This is a genomic window from Cognatiyoonia sp. IB215182 (genome assembly GCF_033963905.1).
Classification (GTDB): Bacteria; Pseudomonadota; Alphaproteobacteria; order Rhodobacterales; family Rhodobacteraceae; genus Yoonia.
The window spans coordinates 83,868-104,956 of sequence record NZ_JAXBMB010000001.1 but is presented as its reverse complement, the minus strand read 5'-3'; the positions used below and the strand labels follow the sequence as shown (position 1 = coordinate 104,956).

Genomic DNA, 21,089 nt, shown 5'->3' with positions numbered 1-21,089 from the left:
GCGGTAAACAGGAAACCACATACTACATCTTGGGGTGAGAATTGGCAAGCTACGTAAATCTAGTCAAGCTATCGGTCGGGACGGATGATATCGCGGGCCTTGCCGCTTGGCAGGCCACCAAACGCGCCCAAACCGATGATGGCTTGCCACGCCATGTCACCCGCATGTGGCCGAAGCGTGGGAGCGAGATTCTAAACGGCGGCTCAATCTTCTGGGTAATCAAGGGCGTCATCCTTTGTCGTCAACCAATACTGCGACTGGATGAATATCTGTCGGGGGACGGGATCACGCGCTGCGCCATCGTTTGCAAGCCGGGCCTGATCCGCGTTGAGGCCACACCAAAGCGCCCATTTCAGGGTTGGCGGTACCTCGCCGCTGCCGATGCGCCGGCAGACCTGCCAGAGGGGCGCCAGACAGAAGAACCACTGCCACCGGAACTTAGCAAAGCGCTTGCCGACATCGGTGTCCGCTAGGCAAATTTGCACTTTGTGACGGCGGCGGCTTTGCGCTAGCTAAGCGTTCATGCAAAGCGCGCGGATCACACATGTCGCGACAGTGTTGGCTGTTTCCTGCGGCCTTTTGTGGGGTTTGTACTGGTTGCCTGTAAGGGCACTCGCAGATGCTGGATTAGAGGGTGCTTGGGGCACGTTCCTGATCACCGCAAGTGCAATGATCGTGCTGCTCCCGTTCGCGGTACGGTATAGGTACGATTTCCGTACCTCATCTCCGCTGACCCTCGCAGCCATCGCACTCGGCGGGGCGGCCTTTGCGCTTTATTCCATCGGCTTTGTCTATGGGCGCGTGGCAATCATCGTCCTCCTGTTCTTTCTCACCCCGGTCTGGAGCACGTTGATCGGGCGCTACATCCTCGGCTGGCAAACCCCGCCCTTGCGGCTTGCCGCTATCGCTGTTGGATTGGTGGGACTTGCATTGATGCTCAGTGCCGATGGGCACTGGCCAATCCCGCGCAACATCGGCGAATGGATGGGTCTGACCTCCGGGATCCTCTGGTCCATCAGCTCAACGGCCATGCGGGCGCGGGCATCTCTCAAACCCGGTGCAGCCGCTTTTGTCTTCGCCTGTGGGGCTGCATTTGCCTCGCTCGTCATCGCCGTGGCGATGGCCACTCCTCCGGCCTTTGCAGACGCAGGACGCATCGCCGTCATCGCTTTTGGCACGGGCACACTCTGGTGGGGGCTGACCATTATCGCACTGATATGGGCCACCATGCGGCTCGACCCGGCGCGGACCGGCATCCTGTTGATGTCAGAAGTGCTGGTGGGTGCCACCTCCGCTGCCATCATCGCCCAGGAAACACTGTCGCCCCTGGAGATCATCGGCGGGCTTTTCGTATTGGCTGCCGCAATTCTGGAGCTTTGGCCGACAAAGCAAGGCCAGACTGCCTCTGGACGGGCCTGACGAGCCACCTATAGTGCGCCGATAAATGCAGGAAACCACATGAAACCCACCTCTCCCCGTGCTGCGCGCAGGTTGGCAAAAAAGCAGGCGAAATCCGGCGCGCTAACGCTGGCTGACCTTTTGCAACGCGTCGAACGCAGCAGGATCAAAGGGGTAAGCGGCACGCTCGAAACCCGCGCGAAACGCATCCTCGCCTCATACCTGCAAACCGCGCAAACCTACGGCCTGCCCGTTAAACAAGTTGTGGACGAAATGGCAAGCGGTCAGGCCGCTTGGCGGCTGGGCCACGCGGTCCGCGATGAAATGCTGAAGACCCCGCCTGATGCCGTGCGCAAGGCAGCCTGCAAAGAGGGTTGTGCCTTTTGCTGCATCCTGTCAGGCGGCGAAGGCGGGGTGATCACCGGGTTTGAGGCCGCGCAGCTTCACGCCGCACTTAGCCCCCTTGCCGGTCAACCCGACGGGCGCGACTGGCATCCGCAGGCTTGCCCCGCGCTCGACCCCGAGAGCCGGGCCTGCCGCGCCTATGAGGCACGGCCCATGATCTGCCGGTCGTTCCTGTCTACCGATGCCGCCGCCTGCGAGGCGAATGCCAATGGTGGCACCGAACAGGGCGCGGGGCTTCTGGGCAGCCATCTCGACTACCTTGCCGTGCATGCGCTGTGTCGACGGGTGCTGAAAGGGATCACGGCGGTGCAAACCTACAGCCTTGCCGCCATCGCGCGAGAGGCGACAGAAGGCGCCGAGGCCGAAACGGCGCTGAACGCCGCGCGGCATGGACCTGCCGTGCTAGAAGGGGCCTGCCGCGACGCGATGGCGGCCTCCGCCAGTTAGGTAATCCCCAGCACCATCTGCAGCGTCTTCAGTTTCTGGCGTTGCGCGTCGGTCCAGCCATGCCGCCGGCCCCGCAAGAGCGTGGCCTGACTGGCATGGATTAGCCCGTCATCAAGGATCTTCAGACCGTTCGCCCGCAAGGTCTCCCCGGTTGAGGTAATGTCGGCAATCGCCTCCGCCGTTTCGTTCTTCACCGTGCCTTCGGTCGCGCCCTGGCTGTCGACGATCTGATAATCGGCGACGCCATTCTCACGCAGGAACTCCCGGACGAGCCGGTGATATTTGGTCGCGACCCGCAATCGGAAGCCATGCGTTTTGCGGAATGCAGCGGCGGCGGCGTCAAGATCGTCGAGCGTATCCACGTCGACCCAAGCCTGCGGCACGGCGATGATCAGATCCGCATTGCCAAAACCCATTGGCGCCAGCTCAGCCACCCTGCTGTCCCAATTCGCCAGCTTCTCGCGCACCAGATCAGTGCCTGTCACCCCCAGATGGATATTGCCTGTGGCCAGTTCCCGCGGAATTTCCCCGGCGGAGAGCAGGACCAATTCGATCCCGTCGATCCCGTCCACCGCACCCGCATATTCGCGGTCCGCCCCGGATTTGCGCAAGGTGACACCGCGTTGCCCGAACCAGTCAAACGTCTTGTCCATCAGCCGCCCCTTGGACGGCACCCCAAGCTTTAGCATGTCAGCCCCACCACAAGATCGGGTCGGATCACGCCGCCCACGGCGGGCACTGCCCTGCCCTGCCCTAGCTGTGCTGTCAGCGCATCATAGCGCCCGCCTGTGGCTACGGGCGGCAGGTCCGGCCGTTGGGTGGAGTAGAAGCCGAAGACAAAGCCATCGTAGTATTCCAGCGATGTGCGCCCATAGTTGCCTTCGAATTCCAGCGCATCGACATCCACGCCGCGCGCGCTCAGAGCATACATTCGTGCGGCCATCCGGTCCACCGCCGGGCCGATGGCTGGCAAATCGACGGCGATATCGGCGAGGGCACTCAACACGTTTGGCACAGTTTCGCGCAGATTCAAAAGCGCGTCGATCAGAGCAGTTTCCTCACTCGCGAGCGGGGCCGCGGCGGCATCGGCGCGCAAGGCATCGATGCGTGCGGCAACCTCGGCTCGACTGCGCAAGCCGATATCGGGGCCAGCATCGGCAAAAGGATCATCCGCCGCCAGCAAAGCCGCACGCGCCGGTGGGATGTCGCCAGAGCCATAGCGCTTCAAAAGCGCCTTGAACCGTCCAGGCCGCCAGATATGCCGCAGGAGCGCCGCCTTGCGCGCATCGGTCGTCTTCAGCCCGCGCACCGCAGCGGTCAGGATGCCGATATCACCCGTCGCAGGCCGCACGGGCAGGCCGGCCAGCGCATTGGCGATGGCGGCGAATACTTCGGCATCGGCGGCGGCGGGGTTCTGGCCGTCAAACACCTCATAGCCCACCTGCACATATTCATTGGCGCGGGTTTCGTCCGTTTCCTGCTTGCGGAAGACCTTGCCGGCATAGGTGTAGCGTGCCGGCTCCGCATGGCTTTCCATATGCATCTGCACAACGGGCACGGTGAAGTCCGGGCGCAGCACCATCTCGCCGCGCAGCGGGTCGGAGGTCAGGTAGGCGCGCGCGCGGATATCCTCACCATAAAGGTCGAGGAGTGTGTCGGCAGGCTGCAGCACATCCGCCTTGACCACCTGGGCGCCAAGAGCGGCGAAGTGATCGCTCAGGCGACGGGCCTCGCTCAGCGTATCCGGGGCGGTGGGCATCAGCCGTCGCCGTTCAGGATGCTGCGCACTTTGGCGAGCATCTGGTCGGGTTCACCACGCTTATAGGGCACCTCGTATTGGCTGGGCCGGTCCTTCCATTCCTCCAGCGTCGCGTTCTTGGCAATCTCGGCGCCAAGGATCAGGTCTTTGATCTGGACGACCCCTTTGTCGAACTCATCCCCGCCTGCGATGATCGCGATGGGGGAGTGGCGCTTGTCCGCGTATTTGAGCTGGTTGCCGAAGTTCTTGGGGTTGCCGAGATAGACCTCAGCCCGGATGCCCGCATTGCGCAGTTCAGAAACCATCGTCTGGTAGTCAGCCATTCGGTCGCGGTCCATGACTGTGACGATGACGGGGCCTTGGGCGGTGCTGTCGATGCGGCCTTTCGCATGCAGCGCAGCGAGCAGACGGTCCACGCCGATGGAGACACCTGTGGCAGGCACAGCCTGCCCGGTGAAGCGCTTGACGAGGTCATCGTAGCGCCCGCCACCGGCAACCGAGCCGAAATTGCGCGGACGGCCCTTTTCGTCTTTGATCTCAAAGGTCAGTTCGGCCTCGTAAACTGGACCCGTGTAGTAGCCGAGACCACGCACAACGGAGGGGTCGATGACGATGCGGTCAGGGCCGTAGCCTTGGGCCTCAAGCAGGCTTGCTATTTGCTCAAGTTCGTTCACGCCGTCTTGGCCTTCTTCCGATGAACCGAGCAACGTGCGAAGTGCCGCAATTGTATCTGCGTTCGTAGAACCACGAGCCTCCATAAATGCGACGACCCGCTCGGCGTTTTCGCTGGACAAGCCAACACCTTCGATAAATGCGCCGGATTGGTCCTTCCGCCCAGTGGTCAATAGTTCAATGACACCTACCCGACCAACTTTGTCATATTTATCGATGTTCCTGAGTACAGCATCCGCCGAAGCAAAATGGAGATCGCTCAGCTTTGCATCGAGCATTTCATCAAAGTTTTTTGGCATTAGGTGCTCATGCTCTGCTATGGGCAGCCCCTGAATGATCCCATTTAGTACCTTCCGGTTATTCACCCGGATCACGTAGTCTCCGCGTAGAATGCCGACCTCTTCCAGTGTGTCGGCGAGCATTGCACAAATCTCGGCATCCGCAGCAACCGAGGCCGTCCCCACCGTATCCGCATCGCATTGATAAAACTGCCGGAACCGGCCCGGCCCCGGCTTTTCATTCCGCCAGACCGGCCCCATCGTGTAGCGCCGGTAAGGCGATGGCAGGTCATTGCGATATTGCGCTGCAACGCGGGCCAGGGGCGCGGTCATGTCATAGCGCAGGGCAAGCCAGTCGCCGTCTTCCTCCCATGCGAAAACGCCTTCATTCGGGCGGTCCACGTCCGGTAAAAACTTGCCGAGCGCCTCGACCGTTTCCACGGCGGACGTCTCCAACGCGTCGAATCCATAGCGATGGTAGACCCCGGCGATCTTTGACAGCATTTCAGCGCGCGCGGTCACCTCTGCGCCGAAATAGTCGCGGAAGCCCTTGGGCGTTACGGCCTTGGGGCGGGGCTGTTTTTTGTCCTTCGCCATGGTCTGCGTCCTTTGTGGTCGTGCGCCGTTTAGCGCGGCATTGTCACAGGGGCAATGCGGTCGTGTATTTCAGCTCTTTCAGGCTGAAAGACGACACGACAGATTTGACAAGAGGCGAGCGGAGGAGCGTGTGGGTCATGAAGGCCTCATAGGCTTCGACATCCTTGCAGCGGATTTTCAGGATGTAGTCGGCGGTGCCGGAAATGGCATGCGCCTCCATGATTTCGGGATGGCTGCGGATGATGGTGGCGAAACCGGCGATGGAGGCCTCTGCATGGTCGGCGAGCCTGACGGTGGCAAAGACGCAGAGCCGGGCATCGGCCTTGGCGGGGTCAAGGAGCGCGACGCGGCCTTTCAGGAGGCCGATATTCTCGAACTCCTGCACCTTGCGCCAGACGGTTGAGGTGGCCATGCCGGATTGCTCCGCCAGTTCAGCGAGCGAGAGGGCCGCATTGCCCTGCAGGATGCGGAGCAGGGTTTGTTCCTGATCAGAAAATTTCACTTTTTGTCCATATTTGGTTTGATCAAACCAATTCTAGCCTCCAACCGATCAGATTGACAGGATTTTCCCGCCAATCCGGTGCAAGCTGAACAAAAGGAGTTTGCGCCATGCCCAAAGATACGACCTATGCTTCGCTGCTGCCGGATGAGACCGGGTATTTCCCTTACACGGCAGATGATGATGCGGTCTGGGGCGAGCTCTTCACACGGCAGATGGATTTCCTCCCCGGCAAGGTGGCGCCTGAATATCTGGACGGCGTCACCAAGCTTGGGCTGAGCGCGAGCAAGACGCCGCAGGTGAAGGAGATCGACGCGCGCCTGCACGCGCTGACCGGGGCCGGGGCGCATGGTGTGCCCGCGATCATCCCGCCGTCGCAATTCTACGACCTGCTGAGCCAGCGGAAGTTCCCCGTCGCCACCTTCCTCCGCCGCCGCGAACATATGGATTACATCGAAGAGCCGGACCTGTTTCACGAGGTGTTCGGCCATTGCCCGATGCTGACGAATGACGCCTATTGCGATTTCATCGAAGGGTTCGGGCACCGGGCCAAGGCGCTCGGCATGGGCTATAGCTGGCACATGTTTCGGCTGTTCTGGTTCACGGTCGAGTTCGGGATGATCCGCACGCCAGAGGGCCTGCGCGCCTATGGGGCGGGGATCGTGTCGTCCCCCGCCGAAGCCGGGCATGCGATGTCAGGCGACGCGCTCATGCAGGATTTCGACCTGCAAACTGTGTTCCGCACCCCCTACCGGATCGACATCGTGCAGCCGACCTATTTCGTGATCGAAAGCTTCGATCAGTTGGCCGGGCTGTTGGAGGCCGACTTCGGCGCGCTGATCTATCAGGCCAAGGCGATGGGCGACCTGCCCGCCCTTTTTCCAGCCAAGGAAGCCAGCTAAAACGCAGCATGGCCGACACCACCGCACTGGAAGAACAAATCGCCCACCTGACCCGCACGGTCGAGGAACTATCAGACATCGTCGCCCGGCAAGAGACGGAGCTGGCGCTCGCCACGCGCCGGATCGCGATGCTGATGGAACGCGAGGCGCAGCGCGAGTTAGACACGGGCGGCACCGTGCCCTTGGCGGATCAACGGCCACCGCATTGGTAGGTGCTTCTGTCTCGGCAAGAGCGGCCTTCGCAGCAGAAACGACAGATATCCGGAGGCCATGCCTTCCGCCACGAAAGCGGCGAAAGGCATCGCGCGGTCAGAGCGCCTTTCGGAAGGTGACCTTGTCGTCACCCTCCGCCCAGAAGTCGCGGATACGCGCCTCTTCCTCGTAGCCTGCCTGCGCATAGAATTGCCGGGTGCGCGCGAATGCCTCGGTGCCTGACGTATCCACAATGAGGATACGTTGCTGCTGCGCGATCAGGTGTTGCTCAACAGCGGAGACGAGGGCTGTTCCCACTCGCCTGCCTTGCAGATCAGGATGCACCGCCAAGGCCAGCATGTTCCATGTGCCGGGTGCGAATTCTTCGGGGATTGTGTAGCAGAGCCCAATCGCTCTCCCGTCGACGAAGCAGGTGAGCCAGAACGACTCCGTCTCGCCTGCAAGCGCCGGTGCCAGCATGTCGGGCAACATGTCACTGGGGAACAGCCCGGTTTTGTCCAGCACCTCTTGCAACGCGGGAATGTCCTCGGCTGTTGTGGTCTTGATGATTGGTTTTGTCATTTTCACATACCTTATCGGTTGTCGTATTGTGGGTTCACGGAGCGGATCCCCAGCCTCGTGATGCGGTAGGGATGTCCGTTGACGGATTTGATGAAGCGCCGCTTTTTCAGGCGTTCGAAGAGTTTCAGCGAGCAGTCAGACAGCACTTGCCCGTCCCGCGTGAAACAGGAGACATCGCGTATTTTGCCGTTGGTCATCCGCTCAAAGTGGATCGCGCCACCCTGCGCTAAGACATGCAAAACACGCTGTTCGTGTTTTGAGATATTCAATGGATTTCTCGTGAGATTACGTCAGACGGACAGGCTTCCGGCATCGCGCGCGGAAGGCCTTTGGTTCAGGTTGGTCCGAGGTTGTGGACCCTAGTGGCGAACCACAATTGTAGACATAAAAACTCCATCGGTGGGGGTATCTCCGACCGTGAACATCGTTTAACGTCTTGAGCGTACTTGGGCAAGCCAGCATGCACCTAGGCGGAGCGGCATGATCGCCGATTACTCCTTAGTGCCGCGTTGGCGACCAATCAGATGTCGACTACGATCCCTAAAGATCAGGCATCCTCGACCTCGATCACGCCGCCCAAGCTGCGCAAGGCGCCTTTGATCTGCGGGTTCACCGGGAAGTCATCGCCGAGGTCGAGCTCCACCTCGCCGGGCAAATCATCCCCCATCAGGCAGAAATATATCGGGCCACGGCTCGCACGGACTTTGCTGTCGTTCGCGGCGTTCTGCAGGATGCTTGCGACTGAGGGGATCGCCTCCGGCCCGTCGATGAAGACGCGCAGGCCCGCCCCGCCCGCATCGGCCACAATCGCGTCGATGGGCGACACGGACCGGCCGAGCAGTTTCAGCTGATCCGCCTCCAGCGTGGCCTCACAGGTCAGCACGATCTGCGCGCCGGTATCGAGGAAGTCGCGCGCGGTCTCCAGCGTGTCCGAGAACATCGTGACCTCGTACTGCCCGGTCGGGTCAGAGAGTTGCACGAAGGCGAACCGGTTGCCGCGCGCCGATTTGCGTTCCTGCCGCCCGCTGACCGTGCCTGCCATCTTGACAATGGCCGCGCCCTTTTCGGCCCGTGCCGTCACCTCGTCCAAGGTCATCACCTGCTTGCGTTTCAGCGGACCCATATAATCGTCCAGCGGATGACCGGAGAGATAAAAACCAATCGCCTTGAACTCTTCGGCCAGCCGTTCAGCGGGCAGCCAGTCATCACCACCCATCAGCCGAGGTTCGGGCAGATCCTCACCCGCATCACCGAAAAGCGAGACCTGGTTGGAGGATTTCTGGTCGTGGATCGCGCCGGAATATGCCGTGAGCGCGTCGAGGCTGTTGAACACGCGCCGCCGGTTCGGGTCAAGCACATCGAAGGCACCTGCGCGGGCCAACATCTCAAGCGGGCGCTTGCCCACGCGCTTGAGGTCAACGCGGCGGGCCAGATCGAAGAGGTTCACGAACTCGCGGTCGCCACGTCCGTCCACGATCAGCTTCATCGCCTCAACGCCGACATTCTTTAGCGCGCCCAGCGCATAAACCAGCTTGCCATCGTGGACATCAAAGGTCGCCATCGACCGGTTCACGCAAGGTGGCACATAATCGAGGCCGAGGCCCTTTTTGACCTCCTGGAAATAGACGCCCAGCTTGTCGGTCAGGTGGATATCGCAGTTCATCACACCCGCCATGAACTCGACAGGATGGTTCGCCTTCAGCCAGGCCGTCTGGTAGCTGACCACCGCATAGGCCGCCGCGTGAGACTTGTTGAAGCCGTAATTGGCGAATTTCTCCAGAAGGTCGAAAACCTCGCGGGCCTTCTTGGCATCCACCCCGTTCTTCTTTGCCCCCGCCTCGAATTTCGGGCGTTCGGCGTCCATCGCCTCTTTGATCTTTTTGCCCATCGCGCGGCGCAGCATGTCGGCGCCGCCAAGCGAGTAGCCCGCCATTTCCTGCGCGATCTGCATCACCTGTTCCTGGTAGACGATGATGCCCTGCGTCTCGTCGAGAATGTGATCGACCAGCGGGTGCAGCATGTCGCGCTCGCTGAGACCGTTCTTGACCTCGCAGAACTTCGGGATGTTCTCCATAGGACCGGGCCGATAAAGCGCCACAAGCGCCACGATATCCTCGATACAAGTGGGCTTCATGCGCTTCAGCGCATCCATCATCCCCGAGCTTTCCACCTGGAACACGGCGATCGTCTTGGCACTGGAATAGAGCGCGTAGGATTTTTCGTCATCCAGCGGGATGGCCCCGATGTCGTATTCAAACCCTTCCGGCGCGTCGTAGAGTTTCGTCCCATCCGCCGCGATGTTCAGTGGACGCCCGGCGCGCTGGATGAGTTCCACGGCATTCTGGATCACGGTCAGGGTTTTCAGACCCAGAAAGTCGAACTTCACCAGTCCCGCCTGTTCCACCCATTTCATGTTGAACTGGGTCGCGGGCATGTCAGAGCGCGGGTCCTGATAGAGCGGCACCAGCTCATCCAGCGGCCTGTCGCCAATTACCACACCAGCGGCATGGGTCGAAGCATTACGCAACAGCCCCTCAATCTGCTGTGCGTATTCCATCAGACGCGCGGCAGGGTTGCGGTTGCCGTCGCGGATATCCTGCTCGGTTTCCTTGATCTCCTCGCGCAGGCGCGGCTCATCAGCCAGCGCCTTTTCGATACTGACAGGTTTGACACCTTCGACAGGGATCATCTTGGACAGCCGGTCGACCTGCCCGTAAGGCATCTGCAAGACCCGACCCACATCGCGCACGGCGGCCTTGGAAAGCAGCGCACCGAAGGTGATGATCTGGCCCACCTTGTCGCGCCCGTATTTCTCTTGCACGTAGCGGATCACCTCTTCACGCCGGTCCATGCAGAAATCGATGTCGAAATCAGGCATGGAAACGCGTTCGGGGTTCAGAAACCGCTCGAACAGCAGCGAATAGCGCAGCGGGTCGAGGTCGGTGATCAGGAGCGCGTAGGCGACGAGCGATCCCGCACCGGACCCACGCCCTGGCCCGACGGGAATATCGTGATCCTTGGCCCATTTGATGAAGTCCGCCACGATCAGGAAATAGCCCGGAAAGCCCATCCCTTCGATGATCCCAAGCTCGAAATCGAGGCGTTTTTCGTAGTCTCCGACCGGGGCGGCATGGGGGATGACGGCCAGACGATCCTTGAGTCCCGCTTCGGCCTGACGACGAAGTTCGGCGACCTCGTCGTCGGCGAATTTCGGCAGGATCGGGTCGCGTTTATAGGCTTTGAAAGCACAGCGTTTCGCGATTTCAACTGTGTTTTCAATGGCCTCTGGCAGATCGGCAAAGAGTGTCGCCATTTCCTGCGGGCTTTTAAAGTAATGCTGCGGGGTCAGGCGGCGGCGCGGTTCTTGTTGGTCAACGTAAGCGCCGTCGGCAATGCAGATCAGCGCGTCATGCGCCTCGTAAAGATCGGTCTTGGGGAAGTAGGCGTCATTCGTGGCCACCAGCGGCAGGCCTTTCGCGTAGGCCATCTCGATATGGCCGCGTTCGGAAAGCCGCTCCGCTTCCGGCGCGCCATCGCCCGGGTGACGCTGCAGTTCGACATAGAGCCTGCCGGGATAGATTGCCGCCAACTCATCCATCAACGCCTCGGCCTTTGGGCGTTGACCCTGCCGCAAGAGCCGCCCCACGGGACCGTCAGGACCGCCGGTCAGGCAGATCAGACCGTCGTGATACGCAGCCAGTTCATCAACCGTGACCTGCGGCAGCTGTCCATCCGCATCCAGATAGGCGCAAGAATTCAGCTTCATCAGGTTCATGTAGCCGGTTTCGTTCTGTGCGAGCAGGACGATGGGTGCGGGGTCTTCGGGCCGCTTGCCGGGTTCGGTCGCAAGATAGGTGATATCCACCTGACATCCGATGATCGGCTGCACCCCGGCATTCGCCGCCCCTTCAGAGAACTCCAGCGCACAGAACATGTTGTTCGTGTCGGTTACAGCGACTGCGGGCATGTCCATGCTGGCCGCCAAACCGGGCAGTTTCTTCACCGGAATGGCCCCTTCGAGCAGGGAGTATTCGGTATGGGTGCGAAGGTGAATGAATCGGGGCTCAGTGCTCATGCAGCGACCCTAGCGCATGGTGGCCCATGTACAAGCGGCGGCGCAGGTCTGGTGCTGTCAGACTTTCGCAGAAAGTCTGGACACAAATCCTCGCAAAGGATTTGGCTCCGCACAAAAGTAAGCGAGATGACTAACTGTCTTGACAAGCAGCACCCCAAGTCGCAATACTTAGCCACATGACTAACCAACTTGATTCCTTCTTTAGCGCCATGGCCGACCCGACCCGCCGCGCGGTCATTGAAAGGCTCGCATCCGGGCCTGCCAGCGTCAGTGAATTGCACGCACCGCATAAAATGGCGCTGCCCACCTTCATGCGGCACCTCAAGGTGCTTGAGGATACCGGCATCGTCCGGTCCATCAAAAAGGGCCGCGTGCGCACCTGCCATATCGAAGCCGCACCTCTGATTGAGGCGCAGGGCTGGCTCGCCTGGCAGCGCGAGATCTGGGAAAGCCGATTGGACCGGCTGGATGCGCTCGCCCGACAGATTTCAGAGAATGAAAAAGGAGACTGACATGGGACTGGATACAACATCATTTGATTTGCACCGGGATTTGCCGTTGCCACCGGCACGCTTGTGGGAGGTCATGACCGACCCGAAACACCGCGAGAAATGGGGGGGACCGGATGCCGACACAGTGCTGATTGTTGATACCGCCGACCTGCGCGTGGGCGGTGTGGACCGCCACAGATGCGGGCCTGCCGACGCCCCCGAATTCGAGGTGGAAACACGGTGGTATGATTTGACCGCCCCTGAGCGGGCCGTCTTTACCGAAACGCTCATCATCGGTGGTGAGGCGATTTGCACCAGCCTTGTCACCTATAGCTTGTCGACGGCCGAAAGCGGCACGGCATTGGCCGTCACGGTCGCGGTCTCATCCTTCTCAGGTCCTGAGACACTGCAGGAGTTCCGTCAGGGATGGGATGGCGGCTTGGACAATCTGCAGCGGCTTGTGGCCGTTATGACGGCAGATGCCTGACAGAGCCCTCCAACCGGAAAGCACAATACCATGTCCCATAACCTCGTTCTGACCTGGGAATTTGATGCAAGCCCCGATGCGGTCTATCGCTGCCTGACGGAACCGAGCTCTTTAAGCAGTGGTTCGCTCCGGAACCGGTGGAAACCATCGAGGCGATCATTGAACCGCATCCCGGCGGGCGGTTCTACACCGCTATACATGTACAGGACTATGGGGACATGCCTGGCCACGGCTGTATCCTGATCGCCGATCCAGGCATACGGTTCAGTTGGACAAACTGCCTCCTGCGCGATTTTTCCCCAGCCACGATCGACGCCGAGGCCGGCGTGTTCGGCTTCAGCGCAGATATCTAGATGACCGCGCGGGGCGGCGGCTGCCAATATGTGGTGACCGTCCGCCACGTGAATGATGCAGACCGCGCCAAACATGAAGAAATGGGCTTTCATGATGGCTGGGGTACAGCGGCAGATCAGTTAGGCGATCTGGCGGCGTCGCTGTGAGCTGACCAGTGGAGTAGGTATCCATCCCACCCTGCGACGCCCAAACACTATGCGCCGGATAGGGCGCGGCATCGGCGAACCTCAAAACCCCTTGCAAAACCGCTTGCCCCTCGTTTTCATGTCAGCTTGAAAAAGGGGGCCTCTGTCTACGCCGCATCGACACTGGCCAAAGCCCACATCACATCGGTAAGGCGGCAGGTTTACATCATGGATGTGACGTTTCTTCTGAATGGGGAAACTGTGGAGTTGGAGAGCGCGCCAACGCGCACCCTGCTCGACTGGCTCCGCGAGGACCGTGGCTTATGCGGCACCAAGGAGGGCTGTAACGAAGGGGATTGCGGAGCCTGCACGGTCATTGTCAGCGACGACCAAGGCACGAAGGCCCTGAACGCCTGCATCCTCTTCCTGCCGCAACTGCACGGGAAGGCCGTTCGCACGGTTGAGGGGATCAGCGGGCCGGAAGGTCAATTGCACCCGGTGCAAGAAGCGATGGTCACGCATCACGGGTCGCAATGCGGCTTTTGCACGCCGGGCTTTGTCGCCTCCATGGCGGCAGGTCACTTGAATGGCCGCACCGATCATGACGATGTGCTGGCTGGCAATCTTTGCCGCTGCACAGGCTATGCGCCAATCATCCGGGCCGCTAAGGCGGTCGAGACGGTACCAGTGCCGGACTGGATGGCCCACGACACCCCCAAAGTAACACCGCAGCCCTACGCGCCGGAGAGCCTCGATCAACTGGCCGCCTGGTATGCAGCCATCCCCGATGCCACACTCATCGCCGGGGCCACGGATGTCGGCCTTTGGGTGACCAAGCAATTGCGGGATCTGCGTAAGGTTGCCTTTCTCAACCGTTGCGCCGAACTGCGCCAGATCGATATTGGCGATCAAGACCTGCATATCGGTGCAGCCGTCACAATGACTGAAGCCTTGACCGTCATACGAGAGTACCACCCGTCCTACGCCGAACTGATCCGCCGCTACGGTTCTGAACAGGTGCGCAACGCGGCCACGATTGGCGGCAATATCGCCAATGGCTCGCCGATTGGGGATAATCCTCCGGCGTTAATTGCATTGGAAGCAACTCTGCACCTACGCAAGGGCGATGTGACCCGCGATATTCCAATAGAGGATTTCTTTATTGACTACGGCAAACAGGACCGCGCGCCGGGCGAGTTGGTGACGGGCGTGACGCTGCCAAACTCCGCCCCTGCCCTACGTTGCTACAAAATCTCCAAGCGGTTCGATCAGGATATCTCAGCACTCTGCGGCTGTTTCAATGTCACCATCGCTGAGGGGATCGTACAGACCGCCCGGATCGCGTTTGGCGGCATGGCAGGCATCCCACATCGGGCGCAAGCGGTCGAGGCGGCCTTGATTGGCCAAGCATGGACGATCGAAACGATAAGGCAGGCCGCTGACAGGTTTGCCAAGGATTACACCCCACTTTCCGACATGCGGGCCTCAGCCGATTACCGTCTAACCACAGCGCAAAACCTGCTGCACCGCTACTTCGCCGATTTGTCCGGTCAGGCGACGAATGTGCTTGAGGTCACCTCATGAGCGTCGCCAAGCCCCTGCCCCATGATGCGGCCCGTCTACATGTGACCGGTGCCGCACGATACGTCGATGACCTGCCGACGCCATCAAATACGCTACACCTCGCCTTCGGCATGTCGGAGGTTGCCAAGGGACGTATCACCACGATGAACCTCGCGGAGGTGAAGAGCGCCCCAGGTGTCGTCGCCGTTCTGACCGCAGATGATCTGCCCTTCGCCAACGACGTCTCGCCTTCGATCCATGATGAGCCGCTTTTGTCGGATGGCACGATCCATTATCTCGGCCAACCGGTCTTTGTTGTAGTGGCCGAAACACATCTGCAGGCCCGCAAGGCAGTTCGTCTGGCCAAGATCACCTACGCCGAAGAAACCCCAATCCTGACCATCGAAGAGGCATTGGCGGCCGACAGCCGTTTTGAAGAGGGTCCCCGCATCTGGGCAAAAGGCGATGTTGATCAGGCATTGTCCACTGCCCCGCACCGGATCGAAGGCACGATCAATATGGGCGGGCAGGAGCACTTTTATCTGGAAGGGCAGGCCGCACTCGCACTGCCTCAAGAAGGCGGAGATATGGTCGTTCATAGCTCCACCCAGCATCCCACCGAGATCCAGCATAAGGTGGCGGACGCTTTGGGGATGCCGATGCATGCGGTGCGTTGTGAGATCCGGCGTATGGGTGGCGGGTTCGGGGGCAAGGAAAGCCAGGGCAATGCACTGGCGGTGGCTTGCGCCGTCGCCGCCCGCGCGACGGGCCGCCCCTGCAAGATGCGCTATGACCGCGACGATGACATGATGATCACCGGCAAGCGGCATGATTTCAGGATCGATTATGTGGTGGGATTTGACGATCAGGGCCACCTGCTCGGCGTTGATTTCACGCAGATCACCCGCTGCGGCTGGGCTCAAGACTTGTCCCTGCCCGTTGCAGACAGGGCCATGCTGCATGCGGACAACGCCTATCACCTGCCTGCCGCCCGGATCACCTCGCACCGGCTCAAGACCAACACCCAATCCGCCACTGCCTTTCGCGGCTTCGGCGGGCCGCAAGGCGTGCTGGGGATCGAGAGGGTGATGGATCATATCGCTGCGACACTGGGGCTGGACCCGGTAGTCTTGCGGCAGCGGAATTACTACGCGGCGATGGGCGGAGGGGGGCTGTCTGCCCCCCGCGCTGCGCGCCCCCCCGAGGATATTTCTGGCCAAAAGAAGGACTATGCGAGCGACGCGTCCGATCCGCTTTCTGGCGCGACAGAGCCGGATCGTAAGGTGGATCTTGATCCACCCCCGCAGATCACCCCCTACAAAATGCCGGTCACCGATTTCATCCTGCATGAGATGACCGAAGATCTGCTGAAGCGGTCGGACTACGCCAACCGGCGCAAGGCCGTCACCGACTGGAACGGCGAGCAACCGATCCTCAAAAAAGGCATCGCCTTCAGCCCGGTGAAATTCGGGATTTCCTTCACCCTCACCCATCTTAATCAGGCGGGTGCGCTAGTGCATGTCTATCAGGATGGCTCGGTCCATATGAACCACGGCGGGACCGAGATGGGGCAAGGCCTCTTCCAGAAGGTGGCGCAGGTCGCCGCGCATCGCTTCGGCATCGACGTCTCTCAGGTCAAGATCACTGCCACTGATACGGGTAAGGTGCCCAACACCTCCGCCACCGCCGCATCGTCGGGGTCCGATCTGAACGGGATGGCTGTGGCCAATGCCTGCGACATCATCCGCGACCGGATCGCCACGTGCCTCGCAGAACTGCATCAAACAAAGACCGAGAACATCCGTTTCGAAGATGGCCACGTCCATATCGGCACGGAGCAGATCACATTCGCCGAGGCTGCAGCCACCACCTATCAGAACCGTGTCAGCCTTTCGGCAACGGGCTTTTACAAGACCCCCGGCCTGCAATGGGACCGGGTCAAGGGCGAAGGCACGCCGTTTTTCTATTTTGCCCAAGGTGCAGCTGTGACCGAAGTGGTCATCGACACGCTGACCGGCGAAAACCGCATCCTGCGCACCGATATCCTGCACGATGCGGGCGCATCCCTGAACCCGGCGATCGACATCGGCCAGATCGAAGGCGGCTATGTGCAAGGCGCGGGCTGGCTGACAACCGAGGAGTTAGTTTGGGACAAAACAGGCCGCCTGCGCACCCATGCGCCGTCGACTTACAAGATCCCGGCCTGCTCTGACCGGCCGGACATCTTCAATGTCGCACTCTGGGACGCGCCCAACCCGGCACAAACGATCTATCGCTCCAAGGCCGTGGGTGAGCCACCCTTTATGCTGGGCATATCGGCGTTCCTCGCTCTCTCCGATGCAGTCAGCGCCTGCGGGCCCAACTACCCCGACCTGCAGGCCCCTGCGACTGCTGAAGAGGTCCTGAATGCCGTGCACAGGGCGCGCGGATGACTGACTGCATCCGCATCACCGTGACCAAAACCGCGGGCTCCGTCCCGCGCGAGGCGGGTACGCAGATGCTGGTCTTTACTGACCGCTCCAAAGGCACCATCGGCGGCGGCACACTGGAATGGGAGGCAATGGCCGAAGCCCGCAAAATGCTGACCGAGGGGCGCGAACACCTGACCCGCACCATTCCGCTTGGCCCCGCACTCGGACAATGCTGCGGCGGGTCGGTGACGCTATCGTGGGAAAGGACAGACCAGCTTTCCGAAACACCAAAACGCCCGCTATGGATCTACGGTGCTGGCCATGTGGGCCGGGCCATCGTGGATGTCATGGCCCCCTTGCCCGATTTTGCGATCACTTGGGTGGACACCTCTGCCGACCGGTTCCCGGAGACCGACATCACCACTTTGGTTGCAAAAGACCCGGCTCAGGTCGTCAAACACGCGCCCAAAGATGCCGAACACCTGATCCTGACCTACTCCCACGAGCTCGACCTCGCGCTCTGCCACGCGATCCTCAGCCACCAGTTCAATACCGCCGGCCTGATCGGCTCGGCCACGAAATGGGCCCGCTTCAAAACGCGCCTCGCCGCATTGGGGCATACGCCCGCACAAATCTCGCGCATCGCGTGTCCGATCGGCGATCCGGCCCTTGGAAAACATCCCGCGGCCATTGCACTTGGCGTCGCAACCAGCATGATTGCCGGTCAGAAAGGCCGGACCAAGGACCGTACTGCATGAGTGAACCGTTACTGCGCCTGTCCGGCCTGACCAAAGCCTATCCGGGCGTCGTCGCGAACAAGGATGTGTCTTTCGACATTCTGCCGGGCGAGGTCCACGCATTGCTCGGCGAAAACGGTGCGGGCAAGTCGACCCTTGTGAAGACGATCTATGGGCTGGTGAAACCCGACAGTGGATCGATGCTGCTAAACGGCCAGCCGTTCCAGCCGCCGGAACCGCGCGCCGCCCGCGCGGCCGGGGTGGCGATGGTGTTCCAGCATTTCTCACTTTTCGACGCGCTGAATGTGGCGGAAAACATCGCCCTTGGCATGGAAAACCCGCCACCCCAACGCGAAATCGCGGCGCGCGTGCGGAAAGTATCGGATCAATATGGACTACCGCTTGACCCCGACCGGATCGTTGGTGAGCTCTCCGCAGGTGAGCGCCAGCGGGTCGAGATTATCCGCTGCTTGCTGCAGGACCCCAAGCTTTTGATCATGGACGAGCCCACCTCTGTTCTGACCCCGCAAGAGGTGGCGATCCTGTTTGAGACGCTCCGGCAGCTCAGCGCCGAGGGCACCGCGATCCTTTACATCTCGCACAAGCTCGAAGAAATCCGCACCCTTTGCGACAATGCCACGATCCTGCGGCTGGGTGCTGTGGTGGCGACCTGCGATCCCCGCACAACATCGGCCCGCGACATGGCCGAACTGATGGTGGGTAGCAAGCTGCATGTGCCGGAGAAGTCGGACAAACCCGCAGGCGAAACCGCGCTGACCCTGCAAAACCTCAGCGCCAAGGCACCACATCGGTTTGGCACGGCGCTCAAAGACATCTCGCTTGAGGTCCGCAAGGGCGAGGTTTTAGGCATCGGCGGTGTGGCGGGCAACGGGCAGGATGAACTGGTCGCGGCCTTGTCGGGCGAGATGCGCGTGGCGCCCGCGATGATCACCTATCAAGGTCAGAGCATTGGGCAGATGCCACCCAATGCACGCCGCAAGATCGGGCTCTTGGCGGCACCTGAAGAGCGGATGGGACACGCCGCCGCCCCGGATATGTCGCTGACGGAAAACGCGATCATGACGGCGATGACCCGGGAAAAGCTGACCAGCCGGGGGTTTCTGCATTGGGGCAAGGCGCGGGGTTTTGCGGAAGGTGTGATCAAGGCTTTCGATGTCCGCACGCCCGGCCCCGCCAACGCGGCAAGGTCGCTCTCGGGCGGCAACCTGCAGAAATTCGTCATCGGGCGCGAGATCCTGCAAGACCCGGATGTCTTTGTGGTCAATCAACCCACATGGGGGGTCGATGCCTCTGCCGCCGCCGCGATCCGGCAGGCGCTTCTCGATCTGGCCGCCAAAGGGGCTGCGGTCATCGTGATCAGTCAGGACCTCGACGAACTGATGGAAATCTCTGACCGGTTCGCAGCGCTGAACGAAGGCCGCCTGTCACCGCCGCGCCCGGCGAAGGGGCTGACGGTTGAGGATATCGGCCTGATGCTAGGCGGTGCCCATGACATGGAGGTGGCGCATGTGGAGGGTTAATGCGTTGTGTGCTGAGGGCAGCCCCCGGCCGCGGGTGGGGGTGAAGCCCCCGCCCGGGGGGGCGGTCGGGGGCTGCCCGACCTATCGGCCGGGCGGGACATCTTCAACCGGAAGCCCGCGATGATCACACTCGAAAAGCGCCCTCAACCCTCACGTATGTGGACCTTTGCCACGCCAGTTCTGGCCGTCATCCTCACGATGATCTGCGGCGGACTGCTTTTTGCCGCACTAGGCAACAACCCCTTCGAAACGATCCGCACGATCTTTCTCGACCCGCTTTTCTCCGAATTCGCGTGGTTCTATCGCCCGCAGCTTTTGATCAAAGGGGCGCCGCTGGTGCTGATCGCCATCGGGCTCTCATTTGGGTTCCGGGCGGGCATCTGGAATATCGGGGCCGAAGGGCAATACATCGTCGGTGCCATTTGCGGCGCGGCGGTGGGGCTGGCCTTTTTCCCGATGGAATCGTTCATCATCTTTCCGCTGATGGTGCTGGCGGGTGCCATTGGCGGCTTTCTCTGGGCGATGATCCCAGGTGTCCTGCGGGTGCGGTTCGGGACCAATGAAATCCTCGTCTCGCTGATGCTCGTTTATGTGGCCGAACAGCTCTTGGCCTCCATGGCGCTTGGCGCCTTGCGCAACCCCGACGGCATGGGCTTTCCGGGCAGCCGCAACCTGTCGCAATATCCTTCTGCGGCCAATCTGGAGGTCTTTGAGGGCACTGGCATGCATTGGGGCGTGCTGATGGCGTTTATCGCTGTGATCTTTGCCTATATCGCCCTGTCGCGGCATGTCTTCGGCTTTCAGGTCCGGTTGGCAGGGCAAAGCCCGCGTGCGGCACGGTTCGCTGGTGTCAATCCGGGGCTGCTGGTTCTGCTCTGCATGGGGCTGTCCGGTGCGCTTGCCGGTCTTGCAGGGCTTTTCGAAGTCGCGGGCCCCGCAGGGCAGATCAGCATCGATTTCAACGTAGGATACGGGTTCACGGCCATTATCGTGGCCTTTCTTGGGCGGTTGCATCCGGTGGGGATCTTGCTGGCAGGCGGGCTGATGGCGCTGACCTATATCGGGGGCGAGATTGCGCAATCCAATCTGGGGCTGCCGCTGGCGGCGATCCAACTGATGCAGGGGATGCTGTTGTTCTTCCTTTTGGCGGTCGATGTGCTGACCAACTACCGGGTGCGACTGCGGAAGGGGCAACCGGCATGAGCAACGATCAGGCAAGTTTCGAAGATTGGGTGAATGCGGTCACCAGACCCGTCATCGGGCTTTTGCTTGGTGTGGTTGCGGGTGAATTGATCAAACTTGCGATCGGCGGATCAATCTGGTTGGCCGTGATCACGGCGGTAATCTGCGCGGCGATCTGGTTTGGGCTCCTCTATTTGGAGAAACTGAACATCCGGGTCTCCACCTGGCTCTTCGGCGGATCAGGGGTGCAACCCGCCCGCATGCGCCGAAAGAAGGCACCGGGCACGTCCTGGCCCGCCAAGGTTGGGCGCTACGGGCTGGCTGGCGGCATGCTGGCTGGATGCCTTGCAGCGTTTGTACTGCCGCAGTCACCGTTGGTTCTGTTGGCATGA

The 21,089-nt window shown here is 61.0% G+C and carries 22 protein-coding genes; 15 read left to right on the top strand and 7 right to left on the bottom strand.

The features are described 5' to 3' along the window. The first annotated feature begins 41 nt into the window (after nucleotides 1-41). Genes SLH47_RS00515 through SLH47_RS00505 form a run of 3 tightly spaced genes read left to right on the top strand, consistent with a single transcriptional unit; the run spans nucleotide 42 to nucleotide 2,250 of the window. Complete coding sequence (locus tag SLH47_RS00515; RefSeq protein ID WP_320237328.1) at nucleotides 42-473, top strand: DUF1489 domain-containing protein; 432 nt, start codon at nucleotides 42-44, stop codon at nucleotides 471-473. 49 nt (nucleotides 474-522) lie between these two features. Then, entirely contained in the window at nucleotides 523-1,419 is an 897-nt protein-coding gene (locus SLH47_RS00510) for a DMT family transporter (protein WP_320237327.1), read from the top strand. A 39-nt stretch (nucleotides 1,420-1,458) separates the two neighbouring features. Further along, nucleotides 1,459-2,250, top strand: a complete 792-nt coding sequence (locus SLH47_RS00505) for a YkgJ family cysteine cluster protein (RefSeq protein WP_320237326.1) — start codon at nucleotides 1,459-1,461, stop codon at nucleotides 2,248-2,250. On the opposite strand, the gene hisG is transcribed toward SLH47_RS00505, so the two are convergent. The 4 genes from hisG to SLH47_RS00485 are packed head-to-tail and all read right to left on the bottom strand — an operon-like array spanning nucleotide 2,247 to nucleotide 6,058. Continuing rightward, nucleotides 2,247-2,939 carry an ATP phosphoribosyltransferase gene (gene hisG / locus SLH47_RS00500; protein WP_320237325.1) on the bottom strand — a complete coding sequence of 231 codons (693 nt, stop codon included), beginning with the start codon at nucleotides 2,937-2,939 and terminating at the stop codon, nucleotides 2,247-2,249. The genes SLH47_RS00505 and hisG overlap by 4 nt on opposite strands. Next, the gene (locus tag SLH47_RS00495) at nucleotides 2,933-4,009 is read right to left on the bottom strand and encodes an ATP phosphoribosyltransferase regulatory subunit (protein WP_320237324.1); all 1,077 of its coding nucleotides are present in this window, start codon (nucleotides 4,007-4,009) and stop codon (nucleotides 2,933-2,935) included. Before SLH47_RS00495 ends, hisG begins: the two co-directional genes overlap by 7 nt. After that, on the bottom strand, nucleotides 4,009-5,556 hold the full coding sequence (gene hisS / locus SLH47_RS00490; RefSeq protein ID WP_320237323.1) for a histidine--tRNA ligase: 1,548 nt from the start codon (nucleotides 5,554-5,556) through the stop codon (nucleotides 4,009-4,011). The genes SLH47_RS00495 and hisS overlap by 1 nt, the downstream gene beginning before the upstream one ends. 43 nt (nucleotides 5,557-5,599) lie before the next feature. After that, on the bottom strand, nucleotides 5,600-6,058 hold the full coding sequence (locus SLH47_RS00485; protein WP_320237322.1) for an Lrp/AsnC family transcriptional regulator: 459 nt from the start codon (nucleotides 6,056-6,058) through the stop codon (nucleotides 5,600-5,602). Between the two features lie 107 nt (nucleotides 6,059-6,165). Here SLH47_RS00485 and SLH47_RS00480 point away from each other — a divergent pair, with 107 nt between their 5' ends. After that, nucleotides 6,166-6,957 carry a phenylalanine 4-monooxygenase gene (locus tag SLH47_RS00480; RefSeq protein WP_320237321.1) on the top strand — a complete coding sequence of 264 codons (792 nt, stop codon included), beginning with the start codon at nucleotides 6,166-6,168 and terminating at the stop codon, nucleotides 6,955-6,957. Nucleotides 6,958-6,965: 8 nt separating this feature from the next. Next, nucleotides 6,966-7,169, top strand: a complete 204-nt coding sequence (locus tag SLH47_RS00475) for a SlyX family protein (protein WP_320237320.1) — start codon at nucleotides 6,966-6,968, stop codon at nucleotides 7,167-7,169. Nucleotides 7,170-7,266: 97 nt separating this feature from the next. Here SLH47_RS00475 and SLH47_RS00470 read toward each other — a convergent pair whose 3' ends face one another. The 3 genes from SLH47_RS00470 to dnaE all read right to left on the bottom strand — a co-directional run bounded on the left by SLH47_RS00470 (nucleotide 7,267) and on the right by dnaE (nucleotide 11,806). After that, nucleotides 7,267-7,731, bottom strand: coding sequence for a GNAT family N-acetyltransferase (locus SLH47_RS00470; RefSeq protein WP_320237319.1), 465 nt, complete (start codon nucleotides 7,729-7,731; stop codon nucleotides 7,267-7,269). Between the two features lie 11 nt (nucleotides 7,732-7,742). After that, nucleotides 7,743-8,000: a YjhX family toxin gene (locus tag SLH47_RS00465; protein WP_320237318.1), complete on the bottom strand. Its 258-nt coding sequence runs from the start codon at nucleotides 7,998-8,000 to the stop codon at nucleotides 7,743-7,745. A 278-nt stretch (nucleotides 8,001-8,278) separates the two neighbouring features. Further along, the gene (dnaE, locus tag SLH47_RS00460) at nucleotides 8,279-11,806 is read right to left on the bottom strand and encodes a DNA polymerase III subunit alpha (RefSeq protein ID WP_320237317.1); all 3,528 of its coding nucleotides are present in this window, start codon (nucleotides 11,804-11,806) and stop codon (nucleotides 8,279-8,281) included. Nucleotides 11,807-11,982: 176 nt separating this feature from the next. On the opposite strand from dnaE, the gene SLH47_RS00455 reads away from it, so the two are divergent. The 10 genes from SLH47_RS00455 to SLH47_RS00410 all read left to right on the top strand — a co-directional run bounded on the left by SLH47_RS00455 (nucleotide 11,983) and on the right by SLH47_RS00410 (nucleotide 21,089). Further along, nucleotides 11,983-12,318 (top strand): metalloregulator ArsR/SmtB family transcription factor, encoded by a 336-nt coding sequence (locus tag SLH47_RS00455; protein WP_320237316.1) that lies wholly within the window; start codon nucleotides 11,983-11,985, stop codon nucleotides 12,316-12,318. A 1-nt stretch (nucleotide 12,319) separates the two neighbouring features. After that, nucleotides 12,320-12,784, top strand: a complete 465-nt coding sequence (locus SLH47_RS00450) for an SRPBCC domain-containing protein (RefSeq protein WP_320237315.1) — start codon at nucleotides 12,320-12,322, stop codon at nucleotides 12,782-12,784. A gap of 137 nt (nucleotides 12,785-12,921) precedes the next feature. After that, a complete protein-coding gene (locus SLH47_RS00445) occupies nucleotides 12,922-13,137 on the top strand; it encodes a hypothetical protein (protein WP_320237314.1) in 216 nt (71 codons plus the stop codon). Next, entirely contained in the window at nucleotides 13,138-13,284 is a 147-nt protein-coding gene (locus SLH47_RS00440) for an SRPBCC domain-containing protein (RefSeq protein ID WP_320237313.1), read from the top strand. Nucleotides 13,285-13,491: 207 nt separating this feature from the next. Beyond that, nucleotides 13,492-14,847: a xanthine dehydrogenase small subunit gene (gene xdhA, locus SLH47_RS00435; protein ID WP_320237967.1), complete on the top strand. Its 1,356-nt coding sequence runs from the start codon at nucleotides 13,492-13,494 to the stop codon at nucleotides 14,845-14,847. Beyond that, nucleotides 14,844-17,258 carry a xanthine dehydrogenase molybdopterin binding subunit gene (gene xdhB, locus SLH47_RS00430; RefSeq protein ID WP_320237312.1) on the top strand — a complete coding sequence of 805 codons (2,415 nt, stop codon included), beginning with the start codon at nucleotides 14,844-14,846 and terminating at the stop codon, nucleotides 17,256-17,258. The genes xdhA and xdhB overlap by 4 nt, the downstream gene beginning before the upstream one ends. Beyond that, nucleotides 17,255-17,995, top strand: a complete 741-nt coding sequence (gene xdhC / locus SLH47_RS00425) for a xanthine dehydrogenase accessory protein XdhC (protein WP_320237311.1) — start codon at nucleotides 17,255-17,257, stop codon at nucleotides 17,993-17,995. Before xdhB ends, xdhC begins: the two co-directional genes overlap by 4 nt. Beyond that, nucleotides 17,992-19,515 (top strand): ABC transporter ATP-binding protein, encoded by a 1,524-nt coding sequence (locus tag SLH47_RS00420; protein ID WP_320237310.1) that lies wholly within the window; start codon nucleotides 17,992-17,994, stop codon nucleotides 19,513-19,515. Before xdhC ends, SLH47_RS00420 begins: the two co-directional genes overlap by 4 nt. A 120-nt stretch (nucleotides 19,516-19,635) precedes the next feature. Next, nucleotides 19,636-20,718, top strand: a complete 1,083-nt coding sequence (locus SLH47_RS00415; RefSeq protein WP_320237309.1) for an ABC transporter permease — start codon at nucleotides 19,636-19,638, stop codon at nucleotides 20,716-20,718. Next, on the top strand, nucleotides 20,715-21,089 hold the full coding sequence (locus tag SLH47_RS00410) for a hypothetical protein (protein WP_320237308.1): 375 nt from the start codon (nucleotides 20,715-20,717) through the stop codon (nucleotides 21,087-21,089). Before SLH47_RS00415 ends, SLH47_RS00410 begins: the two co-directional genes overlap by 4 nt.